The organism is Flavobacterium bizetiae (assembly GCF_902804475.1).
Taxonomy (GTDB): domain Bacteria; phylum Bacteroidota; class Bacteroidia; order Flavobacteriales; family Flavobacteriaceae; genus Flavobacterium; species Flavobacterium bizetiae.
Map to the genome: position 1 here is coordinate 1 of NZ_CADCSU010000082.1, position 17,014 is coordinate 17,014.

At 34.0% G+C, this 17,014-nt stretch carries 13 protein-coding genes; 10 read left to right on the plus strand and 3 right to left on the minus strand.

Annotation, left to right across the window (positions count from 1 at the left end; genetic code table 11):
* The first annotated feature begins 202 nt into the window (after positions 1–202).
* A complete protein-coding gene (locus FLACOL7796_RS09665; RefSeq protein WP_199885771.1) occupies positions 203–1,318 on the plus strand; it encodes a GTPase in 1,116 nt (371 codons plus the stop codon).
* A gap of 51 nt (positions 1,319–1,369) precedes the next feature.
* Here the strand turns inward: FLACOL7796_RS09665 and FLACOL7796_RS09670 are convergent, their stop codons facing one another.
* On the minus strand, positions 1,370–2,299 hold the full coding sequence (locus FLACOL7796_RS09670) for a helix-turn-helix transcriptional regulator (RefSeq protein WP_173970596.1): 930 nt from the start codon (positions 2,297–2,299) through the stop codon (positions 1,370–1,372).
* A gap of 125 nt (positions 2,300–2,424) precedes the next feature.
* Here FLACOL7796_RS09670 and FLACOL7796_RS09675 point away from each other — a divergent pair, with 125 nt between their 5' ends.
* From FLACOL7796_RS09675 to FLACOL7796_RS09705, 8 genes are all read left to right on the plus strand, one after another.
* The gene (locus FLACOL7796_RS09675; RefSeq protein WP_173970597.1) at positions 2,425–2,640 is read left to right on the plus strand and encodes a hypothetical protein; all 216 of its coding nucleotides are present in this window, start codon (positions 2,425–2,427) and stop codon (positions 2,638–2,640) included.
* Between the two features lie 64 nt (positions 2,641–2,704).
* Complete coding sequence (locus tag FLACOL7796_RS09680) at positions 2,705–2,959, plus strand: hypothetical protein (protein ID WP_173970598.1); 255 nt, start codon at positions 2,705–2,707, stop codon at positions 2,957–2,959.
* A gap of 137 nt (positions 2,960–3,096) precedes the next feature.
* Entirely contained in the window at positions 3,097–5,928 is a 2,832-nt protein-coding gene (gene uvrA / locus FLACOL7796_RS09685) for an excinuclease ABC subunit UvrA (protein WP_173970599.1), read from the plus strand.
* 261 nt (positions 5,929–6,189) lie between these two features.
* The gene (locus tag FLACOL7796_RS09690) at positions 6,190–7,029 is read left to right on the plus strand and encodes a virulence RhuM family protein (RefSeq protein ID WP_317168337.1); all 840 of its coding nucleotides are present in this window, start codon (positions 6,190–6,192) and stop codon (positions 7,027–7,029) included.
* 358 nt (positions 7,030–7,387) lie between these two features.
* Positions 7,388–7,513: a hypothetical protein gene (locus FLACOL7796_RS24800; protein ID WP_262889161.1), complete on the plus strand. Its 126-nt coding sequence runs from the start codon at positions 7,388–7,390 to the stop codon at positions 7,511–7,513.
* A gap of 46 nt (positions 7,514–7,559) precedes the next feature.
* Positions 7,560–8,288, plus strand: coding sequence for an LOG family protein (locus FLACOL7796_RS09695; RefSeq protein WP_068845660.1), 729 nt, complete (start codon positions 7,560–7,562; stop codon positions 8,286–8,288).
* A 301-nt stretch (positions 8,289–8,589) separates the two neighbouring features.
* Positions 8,590–11,340, plus strand: a complete 2,751-nt coding sequence (locus FLACOL7796_RS09700) for a gluzincin family metallopeptidase (RefSeq protein WP_173970605.1) — start codon at positions 8,590–8,592, stop codon at positions 11,338–11,340.
* 187 nt (positions 11,341–11,527) lie between these two features.
* Positions 11,528–13,939 carry an alpha-ketoacid dehydrogenase subunit alpha/beta gene (locus FLACOL7796_RS09705; protein WP_173970601.1) on the plus strand — a complete coding sequence of 804 codons (2,412 nt, stop codon included), beginning with the start codon at positions 11,528–11,530 and terminating at the stop codon, positions 13,937–13,939.
* Positions 13,940–14,361: 422 nt separating this feature from the next.
* Here FLACOL7796_RS09705 and kdsB read toward each other — a convergent pair whose 3' ends face one another.
* Together kdsB and FLACOL7796_RS09715 are read right to left on the minus strand one after the other, a co-directional pair.
* Complete coding sequence (gene kdsB, locus FLACOL7796_RS09710) at positions 14,362–15,096, minus strand: 3-deoxy-manno-octulosonate cytidylyltransferase (RefSeq protein ID WP_173970602.1); 735 nt, start codon at positions 15,094–15,096, stop codon at positions 14,362–14,364.
* Between the two features lie 41 nt (positions 15,097–15,137).
* Positions 15,138–15,587 carry a hypothetical protein gene (locus tag FLACOL7796_RS09715; RefSeq protein ID WP_173970603.1) on the minus strand — a complete coding sequence of 150 codons (450 nt, stop codon included), beginning with the start codon at positions 15,585–15,587 and terminating at the stop codon, positions 15,138–15,140.
* Positions 15,588–15,701: 114 nt separating this feature from the next.
* On the opposite strand from FLACOL7796_RS09715, the gene FLACOL7796_RS09720 reads away from it, so the two are divergent.
* The coding region (locus FLACOL7796_RS09720; protein WP_173970604.1) for an outer membrane protein assembly factor BamB family protein at positions 15,702–17,014 on the plus strand (1,313 nt) is incomplete at its 3' end.

The window sequence follows — 17,014 nt, forward strand, 5'->3', positions numbered from 1 at the left end:
TATATATATATATATGACTTGATAGGTGGTTTTATTAAACCGTCTCTCAAAAACCTTTAAAAACTAAATTAAGCAACTCAATTACATAGCACTTCATTTCAATATTCATTACTGACGCAAAATGACAGTTTCAAAGAATAGTTTTGCTTAAATTATTGGTCAATATATTTCAAAATAAATCATAATTAACTAAAAAACAACAATGGAGACAGTATTTGGAAAGCAAGAAATCACAAGAATTATCGAGAATTTAAAAAAGGACTATGATGCTATGAAAAACGCAACTGTAAATATTGCCATTTCTGGACAAAGTGGTGCAGGAAAATCATCATTAATTAATGCAATTGTTGGTAGAAAAGTGGCAGACGTAGGAATAACAGAAACAACTTTACACATAAAAAAATATACTAGTAATGGAATTCATTTTTCGGATTTACCAGGATGTGGAACTGAAAAATTTCCAATTAAAACATATTTAGAAATTTGTAATCTAGAGAGTTTTGATGCAGTAATTGTTGTAACTGCAAATCGATTTTATGAGAATGACATTTGGTTAATAAAAGAAATGATTAGGATTGGAAGACCCGTTTATGTGGTTCGTACAAAAATGGATGAATCTATCAGAAACGGAAAGCATGATGATAATTTGACAGAATATGAGGTTTTTGAAAAAGTAAAAAATGACATTAAAAGCAATATTGGGAATATTGAAATTAAAGGTGTTTATTTAACTTCTTCAAGAGAACCCCAAAAAATGGATTTGTCAAAATTATTAATAGACATTGAACAAAATTTAACAGGAATCAAAAAGCAACGTTTTATGGCTGATGTCGCTCCTTTGAACGAACAAATTTTAAAAGAGAAAAGTATTCTAGCAAGAAAGGCAGTTTCTTATGGTGCATATTCAGCTGCTGCTAATGGAATCAATCCAATTCCTGGTTTAGACATAAGTTTAGATATTGCGATTTTATTGACAATGTCAAAAGAGATTCAAAAGATTTATGGTTTAGACGAAAAAAGTATTAATGAATTATCGCGAAGAATGGGGAATAATGCAAATTTTACAATCATTAAAACAAAAGCTGCACAGTATGCCGCTAAATTTGTTGCTAAAGAAGGAATAATAATGTTATTGAAGAGATTAGCAGTGAATATTGGTTCTAAAGAAGTATTAAAATATATTCCTTTTATTGGACAAGTTGCAGCGGCGGGAATTGGATACAAAATGACTGATAGTTTTGGTTCTGATTTAATTGAAGATTCTGAAGCATTAGTACGTGAAATTTTAATCAAAAGTCAAGCTGAAATAACACGTTAAATAGAACAAAATCATAAATTAAAAGGGTTCAAAATTGAACCCTTTTTTATTTTATAAATATCCTTCAAATCCTTTCCTTAATTCCTCCTTAATCTCCTCCGCCAGCCATTTCGGTTCTAAAACCTTAACCATGCTGCCATATTTCAAAATTTGCTGGCTGAACTCAAAATTAGGGTGAATATTTAATGAAATATCAAACGATTTATGATTATCTAAATTAATTTGCTTTTGAGAATTGTGCAAAGGCAAGGATTCTACATATAGTTTTTGAGAGATGTGAAATGAGAGTTTTATAGTTTGTAATTTATGATCCATAGTATTAAGACCTACAACATGAGAAAATTTTTCCTTAGCTTCATTTATTTTCGATTTGAATTTTTTAGTCCCTGTTTCAATATTTTTTATTCTGTCTAAACCAAATGTACGATAGCCCTTTTCAGTTTCACCCACCACGTACCAACGATTTTGATATTGTTTTAAATAATAAGGATTTAAAGTATATTCCTGCTCTTTTATTTCTTTATAATAATAAAAACTGTTATGTATAAAACTAATGGGAAAATTTTGCTGTATTGCATCCAAAACAGATTTAAAATTAGGAATTACCTCTATTGCAGATCTATTTTCAAATTCAATAAATGATAACGAATTATTATTACCATTTAGATTATGAGAAATCTGTTCACCGGTAGCCAGAATTTCCATATGACTTAAAAACGATTCAATATTAATCGACTTTTCTTCATCTAAATAAAATCCCTCATTAGCTCTCGAATATTTAACTACAATACCATAATCATCCCTTAAAGTTGCCTTTATTCGATGAAAAGTACGCTCACTTATTTTATTCTCTCTGTTAGGGCTGATATAATTAATTAAATTTCCCATACTCTCAAAAGGAGACTTCTTCAGAATTTCTACTAATTGTTTGGTTTGATAAACTTGAGAGTTATTCAAATTCGGCTTTTCTTTATTTTTCATAGTTCAAAAATAAAAAACCAAGCTGACAAATACTGTCAGTCTGCATTGTTTTTAATTTTATTTTACACTGACAACAATTGACAGTTTCGGATTATAATTTCGTATTCGAATTTAAAACAAGTATCATGAAAAATCTTTTCAAAAAGCAAAACACAAAAACGGACTTTGCTAATTTAAGTGCTATCGTAACTTCAGGAAGCGCCGCAGGAATTGCAATCGCAAATCATTTAAACAAGAACCAACAAACAGCAGGCATTATTGGTGTAGGCCTGTCATTATTAGTTACAGGACTACTAATCGCTTTAGATGATGAAAAATTTCCATCTGATTCTAAAAGTTAATCTACTTATTCTTTTCTAAAAAAAAAATTTTTAATCCGACGAAAGTCACAACAACTACAAGATTATGTTATTTCAATTATTATTAAATTTTATTGTTTTTATTATAAAATGCATCGTTTGGATTTTATTTGTTTTAGCTGCAATTCCAGTTGGAATTTATATGTTACTCAATGAGTGGTTTCCCATTTTTACACATGACGGTGGATTTTGGTTCTGGTCAGCTTTCTCTATTTTATCAGTAATAGGTTTTATAGTGCTTTGGAAGCCTATAGTATGGATTGTTGGAATTTTGCAAACTTTAGGATTGGGAATGGAATAAAATTCAAAATCCGCAATAATAAACAAATAACGCTAGTTCACACTAGCTTTATTTTGTTACTATTTGTAACATAAAGTTTTGCTATCGAGCACAAAAAGAACAAATCAAAGTGGTAACTTTGCGTTTTGCTCAAAATTATGTTAGAAAAAGACAATACTATTGAAGTTCTTGGTGCAAGAGTTCATAATCTAAAAAATATAGACATTTCTATTCCGCGTGAAAAACTGGTGGTGATTACTGGTTTATCAGGTTCGGGAAAATCCTCTTTGGCATTTGATACTATTTATGCTGAGGGACAACGTCGTTATGTAGAAACTTTTTCGGCGTATGCCAGACAGTTTCTTGGCGGTTTAGAACGTCCTGATGTTGATAAAATCGATGGACTTTCGCCAGTAATTGCGATCGAACAAAAAACAACCAGTAAAAGTCCGCGTTCTACCGTTGGAACGATTACAGAAATATACGATTTCCTGAGACTTCTTTACGCTCGTGGTGCTGATGCTTTTAGTTACAACACAGGCGAAAAAATGGTTTCGTATTCTGATGAACAAATTAAAGATTTGATTATTCAGGACTTTAAAGGAAAACGCATCAATATTCTTGCTCCGATTATTAGAGCCAGAAAAGGACATTATGCCGAGTTATTCCAGCAGATTACCAAACAAGGATTCTTGAAAGTTCGTGTCAATGGCGAAGTTCAGGATTTAGTTTCAGGAATGAAACTGGATCGTTACAAAACACACGATATCGAGATTGTAGTCGACCGAATGTTGATTGAAGATACTGAAGACAATCAAAAACGATTGGCCGAAAGCATTAACACAGCTATGCATCATGGCGAAAATGTATTAATGATTCTAGATCAGGATACCAATGAAGTTCGTTTTTTCAGTAGAAATTTAATGTGTCCTACAACCGGAATTTCATATCAAAATCCGGAACCAAATTTATTCTCTTTCAACTCCCCAAAAGGAGCTTGTCCGCATTGTAACGGATTAGGAACGGTACACGAAATCAATATTAAAAAGATTATTCCAAATCCTAAATTATCGATAAAAGCAGGTGGTTTTGCGCCACTTGGTGAATATAAATCGTCATGGATTTTTAAACAATTAGAAGTTATTGGAGAAAAATTCAATTTCAAGATAACCGATCCGATTGAGAAAATTCCGGAAGAAGCCATGACCATGATTTTAAATGGCGGGAAAGATAAATTCGTGGTAAACTCAAAAGATTTAGGGGTTACACGCGATTATAAAATAGATTTTGAAGGAATATCACATTTCATTAAAAATCAATACGATGAAACTTCATCGACTACAATAAAACGCTGGGCAAAAGATTTCATGGATGAAGTAAATTGTCCGGTTTGTGAAGGTTCACGTTTGAAAAAAGAAGCACAGTTTTTTAGAGTAAACGGAAAAAATATCACTGAATTATGCGATATGGACATCTCTGATCTAACAACCTGGTTTCAGGATTTGAACAATCATTTATCAGACAAACAACTTTTGATCGCATCAGAAGTGGTGAAAGAAATCAAAGATCGTTTGAACTTTTTGATGAATGTTGGTTTGAATTATTTGGCTTTAAGCCGAAGCTCAAAATCACTTTCGGGTGGTGAAGCGCAGCGTATTCGTCTGGCAACACAAATTGGTTCTCAATTGGTTGGTGTTTTATATATTTTGGATGAGCCAAGTATTGGTTTACACCAAAGAGACAATGAAAAACTGATTAAATCACTGGAACAATTACGTGATATCGGAAACTCAGTTATTGTAGTGGAGCATGATAAAGACATGATCGAAACTGCTGATTATGTAATTGATATTGGCCCAAAAGCGGGAAAATACGGAGGAGAAATCATCAGTATTGGAACTCCGGCCGAAACGTTGAAATCAAATACCATTACTGCTCAATATTTGAATGGTACAATGAAATTGGAGATTCCAAAAGAGCGAAGAAAAGGAAATGGAAAATTCTTAAAACTAACCGGAGCGACAGGAAACAACCTGAAAAATGTCTCGATCGAGATACCTTTAGGACAACTGATTTGCGTAACTGGAGTTTCAGGAAGTGGAAAATCGACTTTGATTAATGAGACACTCTACCCTATTTTGAATGCGTATTATTTTAATGGCGTAAAAAAACCACAACCTTATAAAAAAATCGAAGGTTTAGAACATATTGACAAAGTAATTGATATTGACCAAAGTCCGATTGGGAGAACACCACGTTCGAATCCAGCGACTTATACCGAGGTATTTACTGAAATCAGAAACTTGTTTACCATGACTTCTGAAAGTATGATTCGTGGTTATAAAGCCGGACGCTTTAGTTTTAACGTAAAAGGCGGACGTTGCGAAACCTGCGAAGGTTCTGGAGTTAGAACTATCGAAATGAACTTTTTACCGGATGTTTACGTAGAATGCGAAACCTGTCAGGGAAAACGTTTCAATAGAGAAACCTTAGAGATTCGATACAAAGGAAAATCAATTTCGGATGTATTGAATATGACTGTTGACGAAGCAGTTCCGTTTTTTGAAAACATTCCGAAGATTTACAGAAAAGTAAAAACCATTCAGGATGTTGGTTTAGGATATATTACGCTTGGTCAACAAAGCACAACGCTTTCTGGTGGTGAGGCGCAACGTATCAAACTTGCGGGAGAATTATCTAAGAAAGATACCGGAAATACGTTTTATATTCTGGACGAACCTACAACCGGATTACATTTTGAAGATATTCGTGTTTTGATGGATGTAATTAATAAATTGGTCGATAAAGGAAATACAATCCTGGTAATCGAACACAATATGGACGTGATTAAACTTGCCGATTATATCATCGATATTGGCCCAGAAGGCGGAAAAGGCGGCGGACAATTAATCGCCAAAGGAACTCCGGAAGAAGTAGCGAAAAATAAAAAAAGCTATACTGCGAAGTTTTTGAAAAAGGAATTAACTTAATAGTTCAGTTTAAAATACATCAAAAATAACAATCACTATTAGCTTGTTTATAATAGAAAATTAAAGTAAAACGTAGGCATGGAGGATCAAGAACAAAATCTTCAAATACTTTCCAATTTTGTTATTTTTAAAACGGGAAACGGAAAGATTAATATTGATGTTTATTTTCAGGATCAAACTGTTTGGTTATCTCAAAAACGAATTGCCGAATTATTTCAGAAAGGGCGTTCTACCATAACAGAACATCTAAAAAATATTTTTTTGGATGGAGAATTAGATGAAAATTCAGTATGTCGGGATTTCCGACATACTGCCGAAGACAGAAAAGTATACACCTCAAAATTTTATAATTTAAAAGTAATAACTGCGGTTGGTTATAGAGTAAACTCAGAACGTGCTATTGAATTTCGAAAGTGGGCGACAGAAATTTTACACGAATACATTATCAAGGGTTTTGCAATGGATGATGAACGCCTAAAGCAAATGAAACATTTTGGTCAAGATTATTTTGACGAAATGCTTGAACGAGTTCGAGAAATTAGATTAAGCGAGAGAAGGCTCTACCAAAAAATAACAGATATTTATGCACTTTCTGCGGATTACGATAGTCAATCGACCATTACACAGCAATTTTTCGCCGCTGTACAAAATAAATTACATTGGGCAATTACTGGTAAAACAGCGGCTGAAATAATCTATACTGAAGCTGATGCTACAAAATTGTTTATGGGTTTAAAAACATGGAAACAAGCACCTGAAGGAAAAATACTAAAAAGCGATGTTGTTATTGCTAAAAATTACTTAAACGAAGAGCATATAAAATCGTTGCAAAGAATTGTAACCGCTTATTTAGATTTGGCAGAAAGTAGAGCCACAAATAGAAGAGTTATGAACATGGAAGATTGGGAAAAATTTCTAATACAATTTCTAGAATTGGCAGACTACCCTATTCTTAACAATACAGGCAAAATAAATATGCTAGAAGCAAAACTGAAAGCAGAATCTGAATATGAGAAATTTAGAATTATACAAGATGAAAACTTTATTTCGGATTTTGATAAAGAATTAAAAAAGAGATTAGATAACCACCAATCAAAGTAAAAAAATCTATAGCGTTACCTTTCTGAAAAAAATTAGAAAACAGAATCCTTAGGGAATTAATGGATTAAATCTCATTAAAAATATAATACAACCACAACCTAGTTCCATTAGGTACGACATATTTTGTAGAAGCATATTACAATGCGTTGAATGTTGTGAAATATCGAAATCATTATTCAATTCATCAACTTACTGATAATGAATCCGCAACCAAAATCAGCAACAAAGAAATGTTACATTTAAATTAATAAATCCCTATTTCTGTAACAATTCTCGAAAAAAGCAGTAATTTAGTACGCCCTTTTTGTCAAAGTTTTTGATTTTGGCAATTTTTTATGGGGTAAAAACAATGTTTCAATTGAAAACTAATGCCCTAGCCCTGATGGGAGCGGCATCCTTTTGTGGCGGGGTTCGCCACAAAAGATATAGCGGACAGCAGGAAATAGCTCCTTCTCCTTCGACTACGCTCAGGATGACAATTTAAAACGACACAGCTAGAAATAAAAATATAAATAATTAAAATACCTAAAATGAGATTAGAAGATTTTGATAATGATGAGGACAAAGTAATTCAGGACCGTTTGAAACAAAAAACGTGGAATGAAATTAGAACAAACGACAGCTGGGCGATTTTTAAAATTATGGCCGAGTTTGTAAACGGTTACGAAAGCATGGGACGCATTGGTCCGTGTGTATCTATTTTTGGTTCGGCGAGAACAAAACCAGATGATAAATACTATTTATTGGCTGAAAAAATTGCATATAAAATCAGTAAAGCAGGTTACGGCGTAATCACAGGAGGTGGTCCCGGAATTATGGAAGCTGGTAATAAAGGTGCGCATTTAGGAGGCGGAACTTCGGTTGGATTGAACATCGAACTGCCTTTTGAACAACATTTTAACCCTTATATCGATCACGATAAAAACCTGAATTTCGATTATTTCTTTGTGAGAAAAGTAATGTTCGTAAAATATTCGCAAGGTTTTGTGGTAATGCCAGGAGGTTTTGGAACTCTTGACGAAATGTTTGAAGCGATTACTTTAATTCAGACCAAAAAAATCGGGAAATTCCCAATTATATTAGTTGGTGTTGAATTCTGGTCTGGTTTGATCGAATGGGTAAAAACGGTTTTAGTAGAAAAAATGCATACGGTTAGCCCGGAAGATTTGAACTTATTTAAAATCGTTGACACTGAAGATGAAGTAGTTGATGTATTAGACAAATTCTACAAGAAATACGATTTAAGTCCTAATTTCTAAAAAAAGTACACCATATAAGTTACATAAGTCCATTAAAAAATGCTGAATAAAGCATTAAACTTAAATTTCCTTACATCACTTATGTGGTAAAAAGACATTAAATCTTACAAAAAATTAAAGCTGTTTTTTAAAACAGCTTTTTTTATGCTATTTTTACAAAAAACCAAAACAACTTTATGCTCGTAACTTAAGTTATATTGATAATTATCCAAAGCAATCATTGAAACCATTATATAAAATTATATTCTTTGTTTTTGTTTTATTTAGTTCGATAAAACAATACGCACAACATCAGTCTAAGATGGAGGTGGCGGTTAATCTCGAGCTTAAAACAGTGAATATAAGACAGGATATTACCTACTATAATACTTCGAACGATTCGTTGATTTCGATTGTGTTAAACGACTGGAACAATGCTTTCTCTGATAAAAATACGCCCCTGGCCAAAAGATTTTCGGATGAATTTTATCGTGGTTTTCATTTAGCGAAAGCTGCAGAACGAGGCAATACTACGATTCTGAGCTTAACGGATTCGGATAATATGGCGCTTGAATGGGAAAGAACAGATAAAAATCCTGATTTTGTTGTTGTAAAACTGAACCGCAAACTGCATCCGGGCGAGAAAATAGATCTGCACCTTGTTTATATTGTTAAAATTCCGAGTGATAAATTTACGCGCTATGGTTTTGATCAGAATGGCGGAATGAACCTGAAAAACTGGTTTTTAAGTCCGGCGCGTTTTGAGAATCATCGTTTTATGAAATACAACAATTTCAACTTAGATGATATCGCCAACGCCAGTACGAATTATGAAGTCAACATCAAAATTCCAAATAAATATTCGATTACAACTGATTTGAATTTGGTTTCCAAAGATGAAACCAGTATCGATTTCAGTACTTATTTCTTTTCCGGAAACGACAGAACCGATTTTAATTTTTTTATCGAAAAACAAAATAGTTTCAGAAGTTATGAAAATGGTTCTGTAGAAGTATTGACCAATCTTAAAAACAAAAAGATAAGCGAAATTCAGAAAGCAATTATCATCAATCGTGTGGTGAGTTTTGCCAGCGCTTTTATTGGTAAATATCCGCACGAAAAAATCACGGTTTCTCAAACTGATTATGATCGAAATCCGTTTTATGGTCTTAATCAGCTTCCATCGTTTATAAGTCCGTTTTCTGATGATTTTATTTTTGAAATCACCTTTCTAAAAACGTATCTAAACAATTATCTTAAGAATAGTTTAAAGCTTGATCCCCGCAAAGACAATTGGGTTTATGACGGAATCCAGATTTACAGCATGATGAAATTCATGGAAGAAAATCATATGGATCAAAAGATGCTAGGGAGACTTTCAGACATGAAACTCTTTAAAAGTTACAACATTACCAATTTGACTTTTAATGAGCAATACAGCTATTATTATATGCTGATGGCGAGAAAAAATCTGGATCAGCCACTTGGAGATCCCAAAAATACACTGATAAAATTCAACGAACAAATTGCCAGTAAATATCGTGCAGGTTTAAGTTTGAGTTATTTGGATGATTATTTAAACCATGATATTGTTCCTGAAAGTGTTCAGGAATTTTATAGTTTAAACAAAACAGAACAAACGAATCGTTATGATTTTGAAAAAATACTTTCTAAAAACAGTAACAAAAACATCGATTGGTTTTTCAATACCATTATAGACTCGCGAGATATTATCGATTATAAATTTTCGAATGTATCGAGAACGAAAGACAGCGTACAATTTCAGATTAAAAACAAGACGAATAATTTTGTTCCGATTCCGGTTTATGGAATCAAAAAAAATGAAGTCGTGTTTAAAAAATGGATTGAACCAAAAAACAATGATTCGATCTATGAATTTGACAGAAAAAAGGCGGACAAAATTGTACTGAATTACGACAATGAAGTTCCGGAATATAACTTAAGAAACAACTGGAAATCACTCAAAAGCCTTGTAATTACAAATCGACCAATAAAGTTTAATTTTGCCAAAGATCTCGAAGATCCTTATTACAATCAGATTCTTTATATTCCAACCCTTACGTATAATTTATACGATGGTATAACGCCAGGAGTACGTTTTCATAATAAAACTATTCTCGACAAACCTTTTACGTTTGATGTTAATCCTGCTTATTCTATCAAAGCCGGAACAATTTCAGGATCTTCTGCCTTTGTATGGAGCGAGTACTACAGAAACAGCACATTGTATAATGTGAGATATTCTATTAGTCAAAACTATTTTCATTACGCGCCGGATGCCACTTATTTAAGACTAAACCCGATGGTGCAGTTTAGAATTCGTGAACAAAATTTCAGAGACAATCGAAAACAACTTATTCTTTTCAGACAAGTTATTGTCAATCGTGAAGACAGTAAATACATTACCGACAATTCAAAACCAAATTATTCGGTTTTTAATGCGCGTTATTCGAATACCAAAACCGAATTGATTGACCATTTTAGTTATATGAATGATCTTCAGTTTGGCGGAAACTTCGGGAAAATTGCCGGAGAAGTAGAATACAGACGTTTATTCGAAAACAATCATAGACTGAATTTACGATTGTACGCCGGAACTTTTTTATACAACACAACAAATTCAGATTATTTTAGTTTTGGTTTAGACCGCCCTACGGATTATATGTTCGATTATAATTTTTACGGACGCTCTGAAAGCACCGGATTTTTTAGTCAGCAATTTGTGATGGCCGAAGGTGGTTTTAAATCAAAATTAGCGCCAGCCTACGCCAATCAATGGATGACAACATTAAACGCCAGCTACTCGATCTGGAACTGGATCGAAGCTTACGGCGATATTGGACTCATGAAAAGTAAACATCAAAGCGAGAATTTTGTTTATGATAGTGGAATCAGATTAAATCTCGTTCCGGATTATTTTGAGCTTTATTTTCCTGTTTATTCAAACAACGGGTGGGAAATTTCTCAAAATAAATACAACGAAAAAATACGATTTGTGATCACACTTTCGCCAAAAACATTAGTCAATCTTTTTACTAGAAAATGGTTTTAATTGAATAAATTTTAAATAAAAACATGCATTATTATCACTAAACTGCAATTTTACATAGAAATACATTAAAAAATATACGTAGTTTTTTGATTTTAAATACATATAATTAAATTATATTTATTTTAAAGAATTATGATTATTGATTGTTTTTAAGTAATTTCGCAGTCTAACATGACCCCTCAAGATTATGATAAAAGAAAAAAGCAATACTACACTAACATTTGAAGATTTCAAAACGGAGGTATTGAACGACTACAGGATTGCAGTTACCAGCCGCGAATGTAGCCTTTTAGGTCGTAAAGAAGTATTAACGGGAAAAGCCAAATTTGGAATTTTTGGTGACGGAAAAGAAGTACCACAGCTTGCTATGGCAAAATCTTTTAAAAACGGAGATTTCCGTTCCGGATACTATCGCGATCAAACTTTTATGATGGCTATTGGAGAATTAACTCCTAAACAATTTTTCGCAGGTTTATACGGTCACACTGATTTAGATTTTGATCCAATGTCTGCCGGAAGACAAATGGGCGGACACTTTGTAACGCACAGTTTAAACGAAGACGGATCCTGGAAAGACTTAACAAAACAAAAAAATTCAAGCGCAGATATATCGCCTACAGCAGGACAAATGCCAAGACTATTGGGATTAGCTCAGGCTTCTAAAATTTACAGAAATGTTGACGGAATCAAAACCAAAGACAAATTCTCTGTAAACGGAAACGAAGTTGCCTGGGGAACCATAGGAAATGCAAGCACCTCTGAAGGTTTGTTTTTTGAAACCATAAACGCTGCCGGAGTACTGCAAGTACCTATGGTAATGAGCGTTTGGGATGATGAATACGGAATTTCGGTTCACGCAAGACATCAAACTACTAAAGAAAACATATCTGAAATTCTAAAAGGATACCAACGCGATGAAGACGCAAAAGGGTATGAAATTTTTAGAGTAAAAGGCTGGGATTATGCAGAGTTAGTTTCGACTTACGAAAGAGCCGCAGCAGTTGCCCGCGAGCAACACGTTCCGGTTTTAATACACGTAAACGAATTAACACAACCCCAAGGTCACTCGACTTCAGGTTCTCACGAGCGTTATAAAAATGCCGAAAGACTGGCTTGGGAAAAAGATTTCGATTGTATTCGCCAAATGCGTTTATGGATGATCGCCATCAATATTGCATCACCTGAAGAATTAGCCGAAATTGATGCCGAATTGAAAAAAGAAGTTCTGGAAGCTAAAAAAGAAGCCTGGAACTCTTTCATCAACCCAATTATCGAAGATCAAAAAAATCTGTTGATTTTATTAGAGCAAATTTCCGCTGCAAGTATTAATCATAAAGATAAAATTCAAAAATACATTTCAGAATTAAGCGCTATAAAATCTCCTCTAAAAAAGGAAATGTTGGTAATCGCCAGAAAAATATTGCGTTTTATCGAAATACCAAACAGCAAAGTATTACTATCTAATTGGATCACCAATTATATAGAAATCACGCAGCCAAGATTCAGCAGTCATTTGCACTCAGATTCAGATAAAAATGTTTTTTCTGTAGAAAAAGTACTTCCTGAATACGCAGATGGTGCAAAAGCAGATCAAGATGGCCGAATGATTATTCGTGATAACTTTGATGCCTTGTTTACCAAATATCCTGAAACACTAATTTTTGGTGAAGACGTAGGAAACATTGGTGATGTAAACCAAGGACTTGAAGGAATGCAGGAAAAATACGGAGAACTTCGTGTTGCCGATGTTGGTATTCGTGAAGCTACTATTGTGGGTCAGGGAATTGGTATGGCATTAAGAGGTTTACGCCCAATTGCAGAGATTCAGTATTTAGATTATTTACTATACGCAATTCAAATCATGAGCGATGATTTGGCTACGTTACAATACAGAACTGTTGGTAAACAAAAAGCACCGCTAATTATCAGAACCCGCGGACATCGTCTTGAAGGTATCTGGCATTCAGGTTCACCAATGGGTATGATCATCAACGCCGTTCGTGGTATTCATGTTCTCGTGCCAAGAAACATGACACAAGCAGCAGGTTTTTACAACGCTCTTCTAGAGACTGACGAACCGGCTTTAGTAATCGAATGTTTAAATGGTTACCGATTAAAAGAAAAAACACCTTTAAACTTTGGTGAATTCAAAACCCCAATTGGTGTTGTTGAAACCCTAAAAGAAGGTTCAGATATTACTTTAGTTTCTTACGGATCTACTTTAAGATTAGTAGAACAAGCCGCAACTGAATTACTAGAATTAGGCATCGATTGCGAAGTAATCGATATCCAATCTTTACTTCCGTTTGACGTAAATAAAGACATTGTAAAAAGTATTGCCAAAACAAACCGTCTTTTAGTAATCGACGAAGATGTTCCAGGTGGAGCTTCGGCTTTCATCTTACAACAAATTCTTGAAGAACAAGACGCTTACAATTACCTTGACAGTAAACCGCAAACGCTAGCTGCAAAAGCACACAGACCAGCTTACGGAACAGATGGTGATTATTTTTCTAAACCTTCTGCCGAGGATATCTTCGAGAAAGTTTACACGATGATGCACGAAGTAAATCCTTCTAAATTCCCAAGTTTGTACTAAGAATTTCGTCTGATTTTAGAATATAAAAAAAGCTCCAATCTCTATGATTTGGAGTTTTTTTGTTTTCGTCGACACCACAAGCTTTGTCAAAGTTTTAAACTTTGACAAAGCTCCTCGCTCTCAACAATTGGAATTTGGATTTTTAATATTTGGAATTTAAATATTCAGGAGCTATTTCCTGCTATCCGCTCCAATCTTTTGTGTCCGCCGCGGCGGACACAAAAGGATTTCCACTCCTATCAGGGCTAGGGCATTCGTTTTCATAATACATTTTGACACATAATCTACGTCATTGCTAGGAACGAAGCAACCACATGTCATTTGTCTTTTGTTAATGAGATTGCTTCGTTCCTCGCAATGACCCATAAAATCCGCGTTTTCGCGATAGCGAATCCGCATCATCCGCGTGCAAATACAATTAATTAAATATCTCTCAACATGGCACGAGCCCTTTCTAAATCCTCAGCCGTATCAATCCCAATACCTACATGAGTGGTCTCCACCATTTTAATACGCTTTCCAAATTCTAAATAACGTAATTGTTCCAGTTTCTCAGAAGCCTCTAAAGACTTCATTGGTAAACTATAAAAATCTAACAAAGCCTGTTTTCTAAAAGCATAAATCCCAATGTGCTGAAAATAACGAACACCCACATCTTTATCTCTAGGATACGGAATAACCGATCTTGAAAAATACAACGCAAACTGCGATTGATCTACCACCACTTTTACATTATTTGGGTTATTGATTTCGTCTTCATCTGTGATTTCACGCATTAACGAAGCCAAATCAACCTTACGATCTACATCATCTTTAAAAACCGATAAAACCTGCTCTAAAGGCTCTGCTTCTGTAAAAGGCTCGTCGCCTTGCACATTCACTACAATATCAACATCAAGGCTAAATATGGCCTCTGCAATACGATCACTACCTGATTCGTGTTCTTTGATGCTCATAATTGCTTTTCCTCCATTCGAAACGATTTCGTCAAATATCAAATCTGAGTCGGTCACTACAAATACATCGTCAAACAATTTTGTCGCAACAGCAGCTTCATACGTTCTTAAAATAACTGTTTTGCCACCAAGATCCTGCATCAATTTTGCAGGAAATCGTGTTGAAGCATATCGCGCCGGAATTACCGCTATTATTTTCATTTTTTTTTTTTTAATTTCATTTGCTTAGCAAAAATTAAGTTTTATGTCTGTATAATTTCAATATCGTTTTTTATTAACTCTAGAGTTTGTCCAGAAAATCCTTCTGCCAAATAGTTGCTTTCTTTTTTAGTCGCATTATTTGTGATCAAAATAAGATAGTATTTTCCAGATCGGGGAAGTGTATCTTCCATAATCGAAAATTGATTTTCATTCAATAAAAAAGCCTCCCTGAATGCAATTTTTCCAAGCCAGCTCATTTTTTCTAAAATCAAAAGTCCTTCGTTAGAATCTATTATAATTTTAAGAGAACCTTTTACAATCACAAGCCCAAGTCCCATCAGCAAAAGTACTACAAGCAAAACAGGAGTCATTTCTGTTTCCCCCATTATCAATAAAATAATTTCCACAAATATTCCACCAATAATTAGCGGACCCAAAACAACTTTTTTAGATGATTGATATGTTTTAATATTTTTACTTGATAATTCCATGCTGAAACAAATATACCTATTCACAATCAGGTATTAAAAATATATTCCTAACATATTTCTCAAATAACTAAATATTAATATCTTAGAAAATATTTATTAAACAAATAAAAAACTATGAAAAGATTTCTAGCTACCCTTCCATTCTATTTCTTTTTAATTTTTAGTTATTCGGCTTTAAGCCAAAAAAACAACGCCGAAATACTCAATTCCTTTTCGGATCGCATTTTTGAAGGAAAAGGATATCACCCCACCTCAACCCTAAAATGGAAATATAAAACCGACGGTAGAATATTCTCTTCGCCAATTGCAAAAAACGGTATTGTTTATATTGGAAGCGAAGACGGATTTCTATACGCCATCGAAGAAAAATCAGGAACAGCAAAATGGAAATTCAAAACCAATGGAGCCATTCATAGCTCACTGAGTATTTTAGACAATATTATCTATTTTGGGAGTTTCGACGGAAATTATTACGCCGTAAATACCAAAGATGGAAAATTAATCTGGAAATTTAAAACAGGCGGAGAACACTGGATTGGCGAGAATGGCAGATGGGGAATGAAACCTGAAACGCAATACATGGACGATTTATGGAGTTTTTATATTTCATCACCCGTTGTATATAAAAACGGAAAATCGGCTTTGGTTGTATTCGGTAGCAGCGACGCAAACGTTTATTCTCTGGATGCTAAAACAGGAAATTTAAAATGGAAATTCAAAACCAACGGCCCCGTTCACGGAACTCCGATAATCGATAAAAACAAAATTTACATTGGAGGCTGGGATGCAACTTTATACGCCTTAAACATCGAATCCGGAAAAGAAATCTGGCATTTTGCAACCGGAACACAAATGGGTTTTACAGGAATACAATCGTCTGTTGCGGTCTCAGATGGTAAAGTTTATTTTGGTGCCAGAGAACCGTTCTTTTTCGCCTTAGATGCCGAAACCGGAAAACAAATCTGGAAATACAATGCCGAAAATTCCTGGATCTTAAGTTCTGCCGTTATAAAAGACAATACCGTTTATGTAGGAACTTCAGACACCTATGCCCTATTAGCTTTAGATGCCAAAACAGGTGCAGAAAAGTATCGATTTAAAGTAAATGGTTATGTTTACTCATCGCCGGCAATAGCAGGAAATACAATTTATTTTGGAGATTTTACGGGTAATTTCTTCAGTTTGGATTTACTTTCAAACGGAAAAACTTCCAATTTTATAAGCACTGATAATCGCAAACAATTTGCGTCTTCTACTTTAAAAAATGATTTGTTAGATTTTCAATATGCAGGTCAAAATGATGATCTTTCTTTTTATGATAATAACAAAAAAGTAATGGACAGATTTTATCAATTGGGATCGATTGTTTCGTCGCCGTTTATTAGTAACAATACCATTTATTTCGGAAGCGCTGATGGGTATTTATA

Coding starts and splice junctions, on each gene's coding strand:
- FLACOL7796_RS09665 (WP_199885771.1), top strand. CDS start 203: ATGGAGACAGTATTTGGAAAGCAAGAAATCACAAGAATTATCGAGAAT.
- FLACOL7796_RS09670 (WP_173970596.1), bottom strand. CDS start 2,299: ATGAAAAATAAAGAAAAGCCGAATTTGAATAACTCTCAAGTTTATCAA.
- FLACOL7796_RS09675 (WP_173970597.1), top strand. CDS start 2,425: ATGAAAAATCTTTTCAAAAAGCAAAACACAAAAACGGACTTTGCTAAT.
- FLACOL7796_RS09680 (WP_173970598.1), top strand. CDS start 2,705: ATGTTATTTCAATTATTATTAAATTTTATTGTTTTTATTATAAAATGC.
- uvrA (WP_173970599.1), top strand. CDS start 3,097: ATGTTAGAAAAAGACAATACTATTGAAGTTCTTGGTGCAAGAGTTCAT.
- FLACOL7796_RS09695 (WP_068845660.1), top strand. CDS start 7,560: ATGAGATTAGAAGATTTTGATAATGATGAGGACAAAGTAATTCAGGAC.
- FLACOL7796_RS09700 (WP_173970605.1), top strand. CDS start 8,590: ATGGAGGTGGCGGTTAATCTCGAGCTTAAAACAGTGAATATAAGACAG.
- FLACOL7796_RS09705 (WP_173970601.1), top strand. CDS start 11,528: ATGATAAAAGAAAAAAGCAATACTACACTAACATTTGAAGATTTCAAA.
- kdsB (WP_173970602.1), bottom strand. CDS start 15,096: ATGAAAATAATAGCGGTAATTCCGGCGCGATATGCTTCAACACGATTT.
- FLACOL7796_RS09715 (WP_173970603.1), bottom strand. CDS start 15,587: ATGGAATTATCAAGTAAAAATATTAAAACATATCAATCATCTAAAAAA.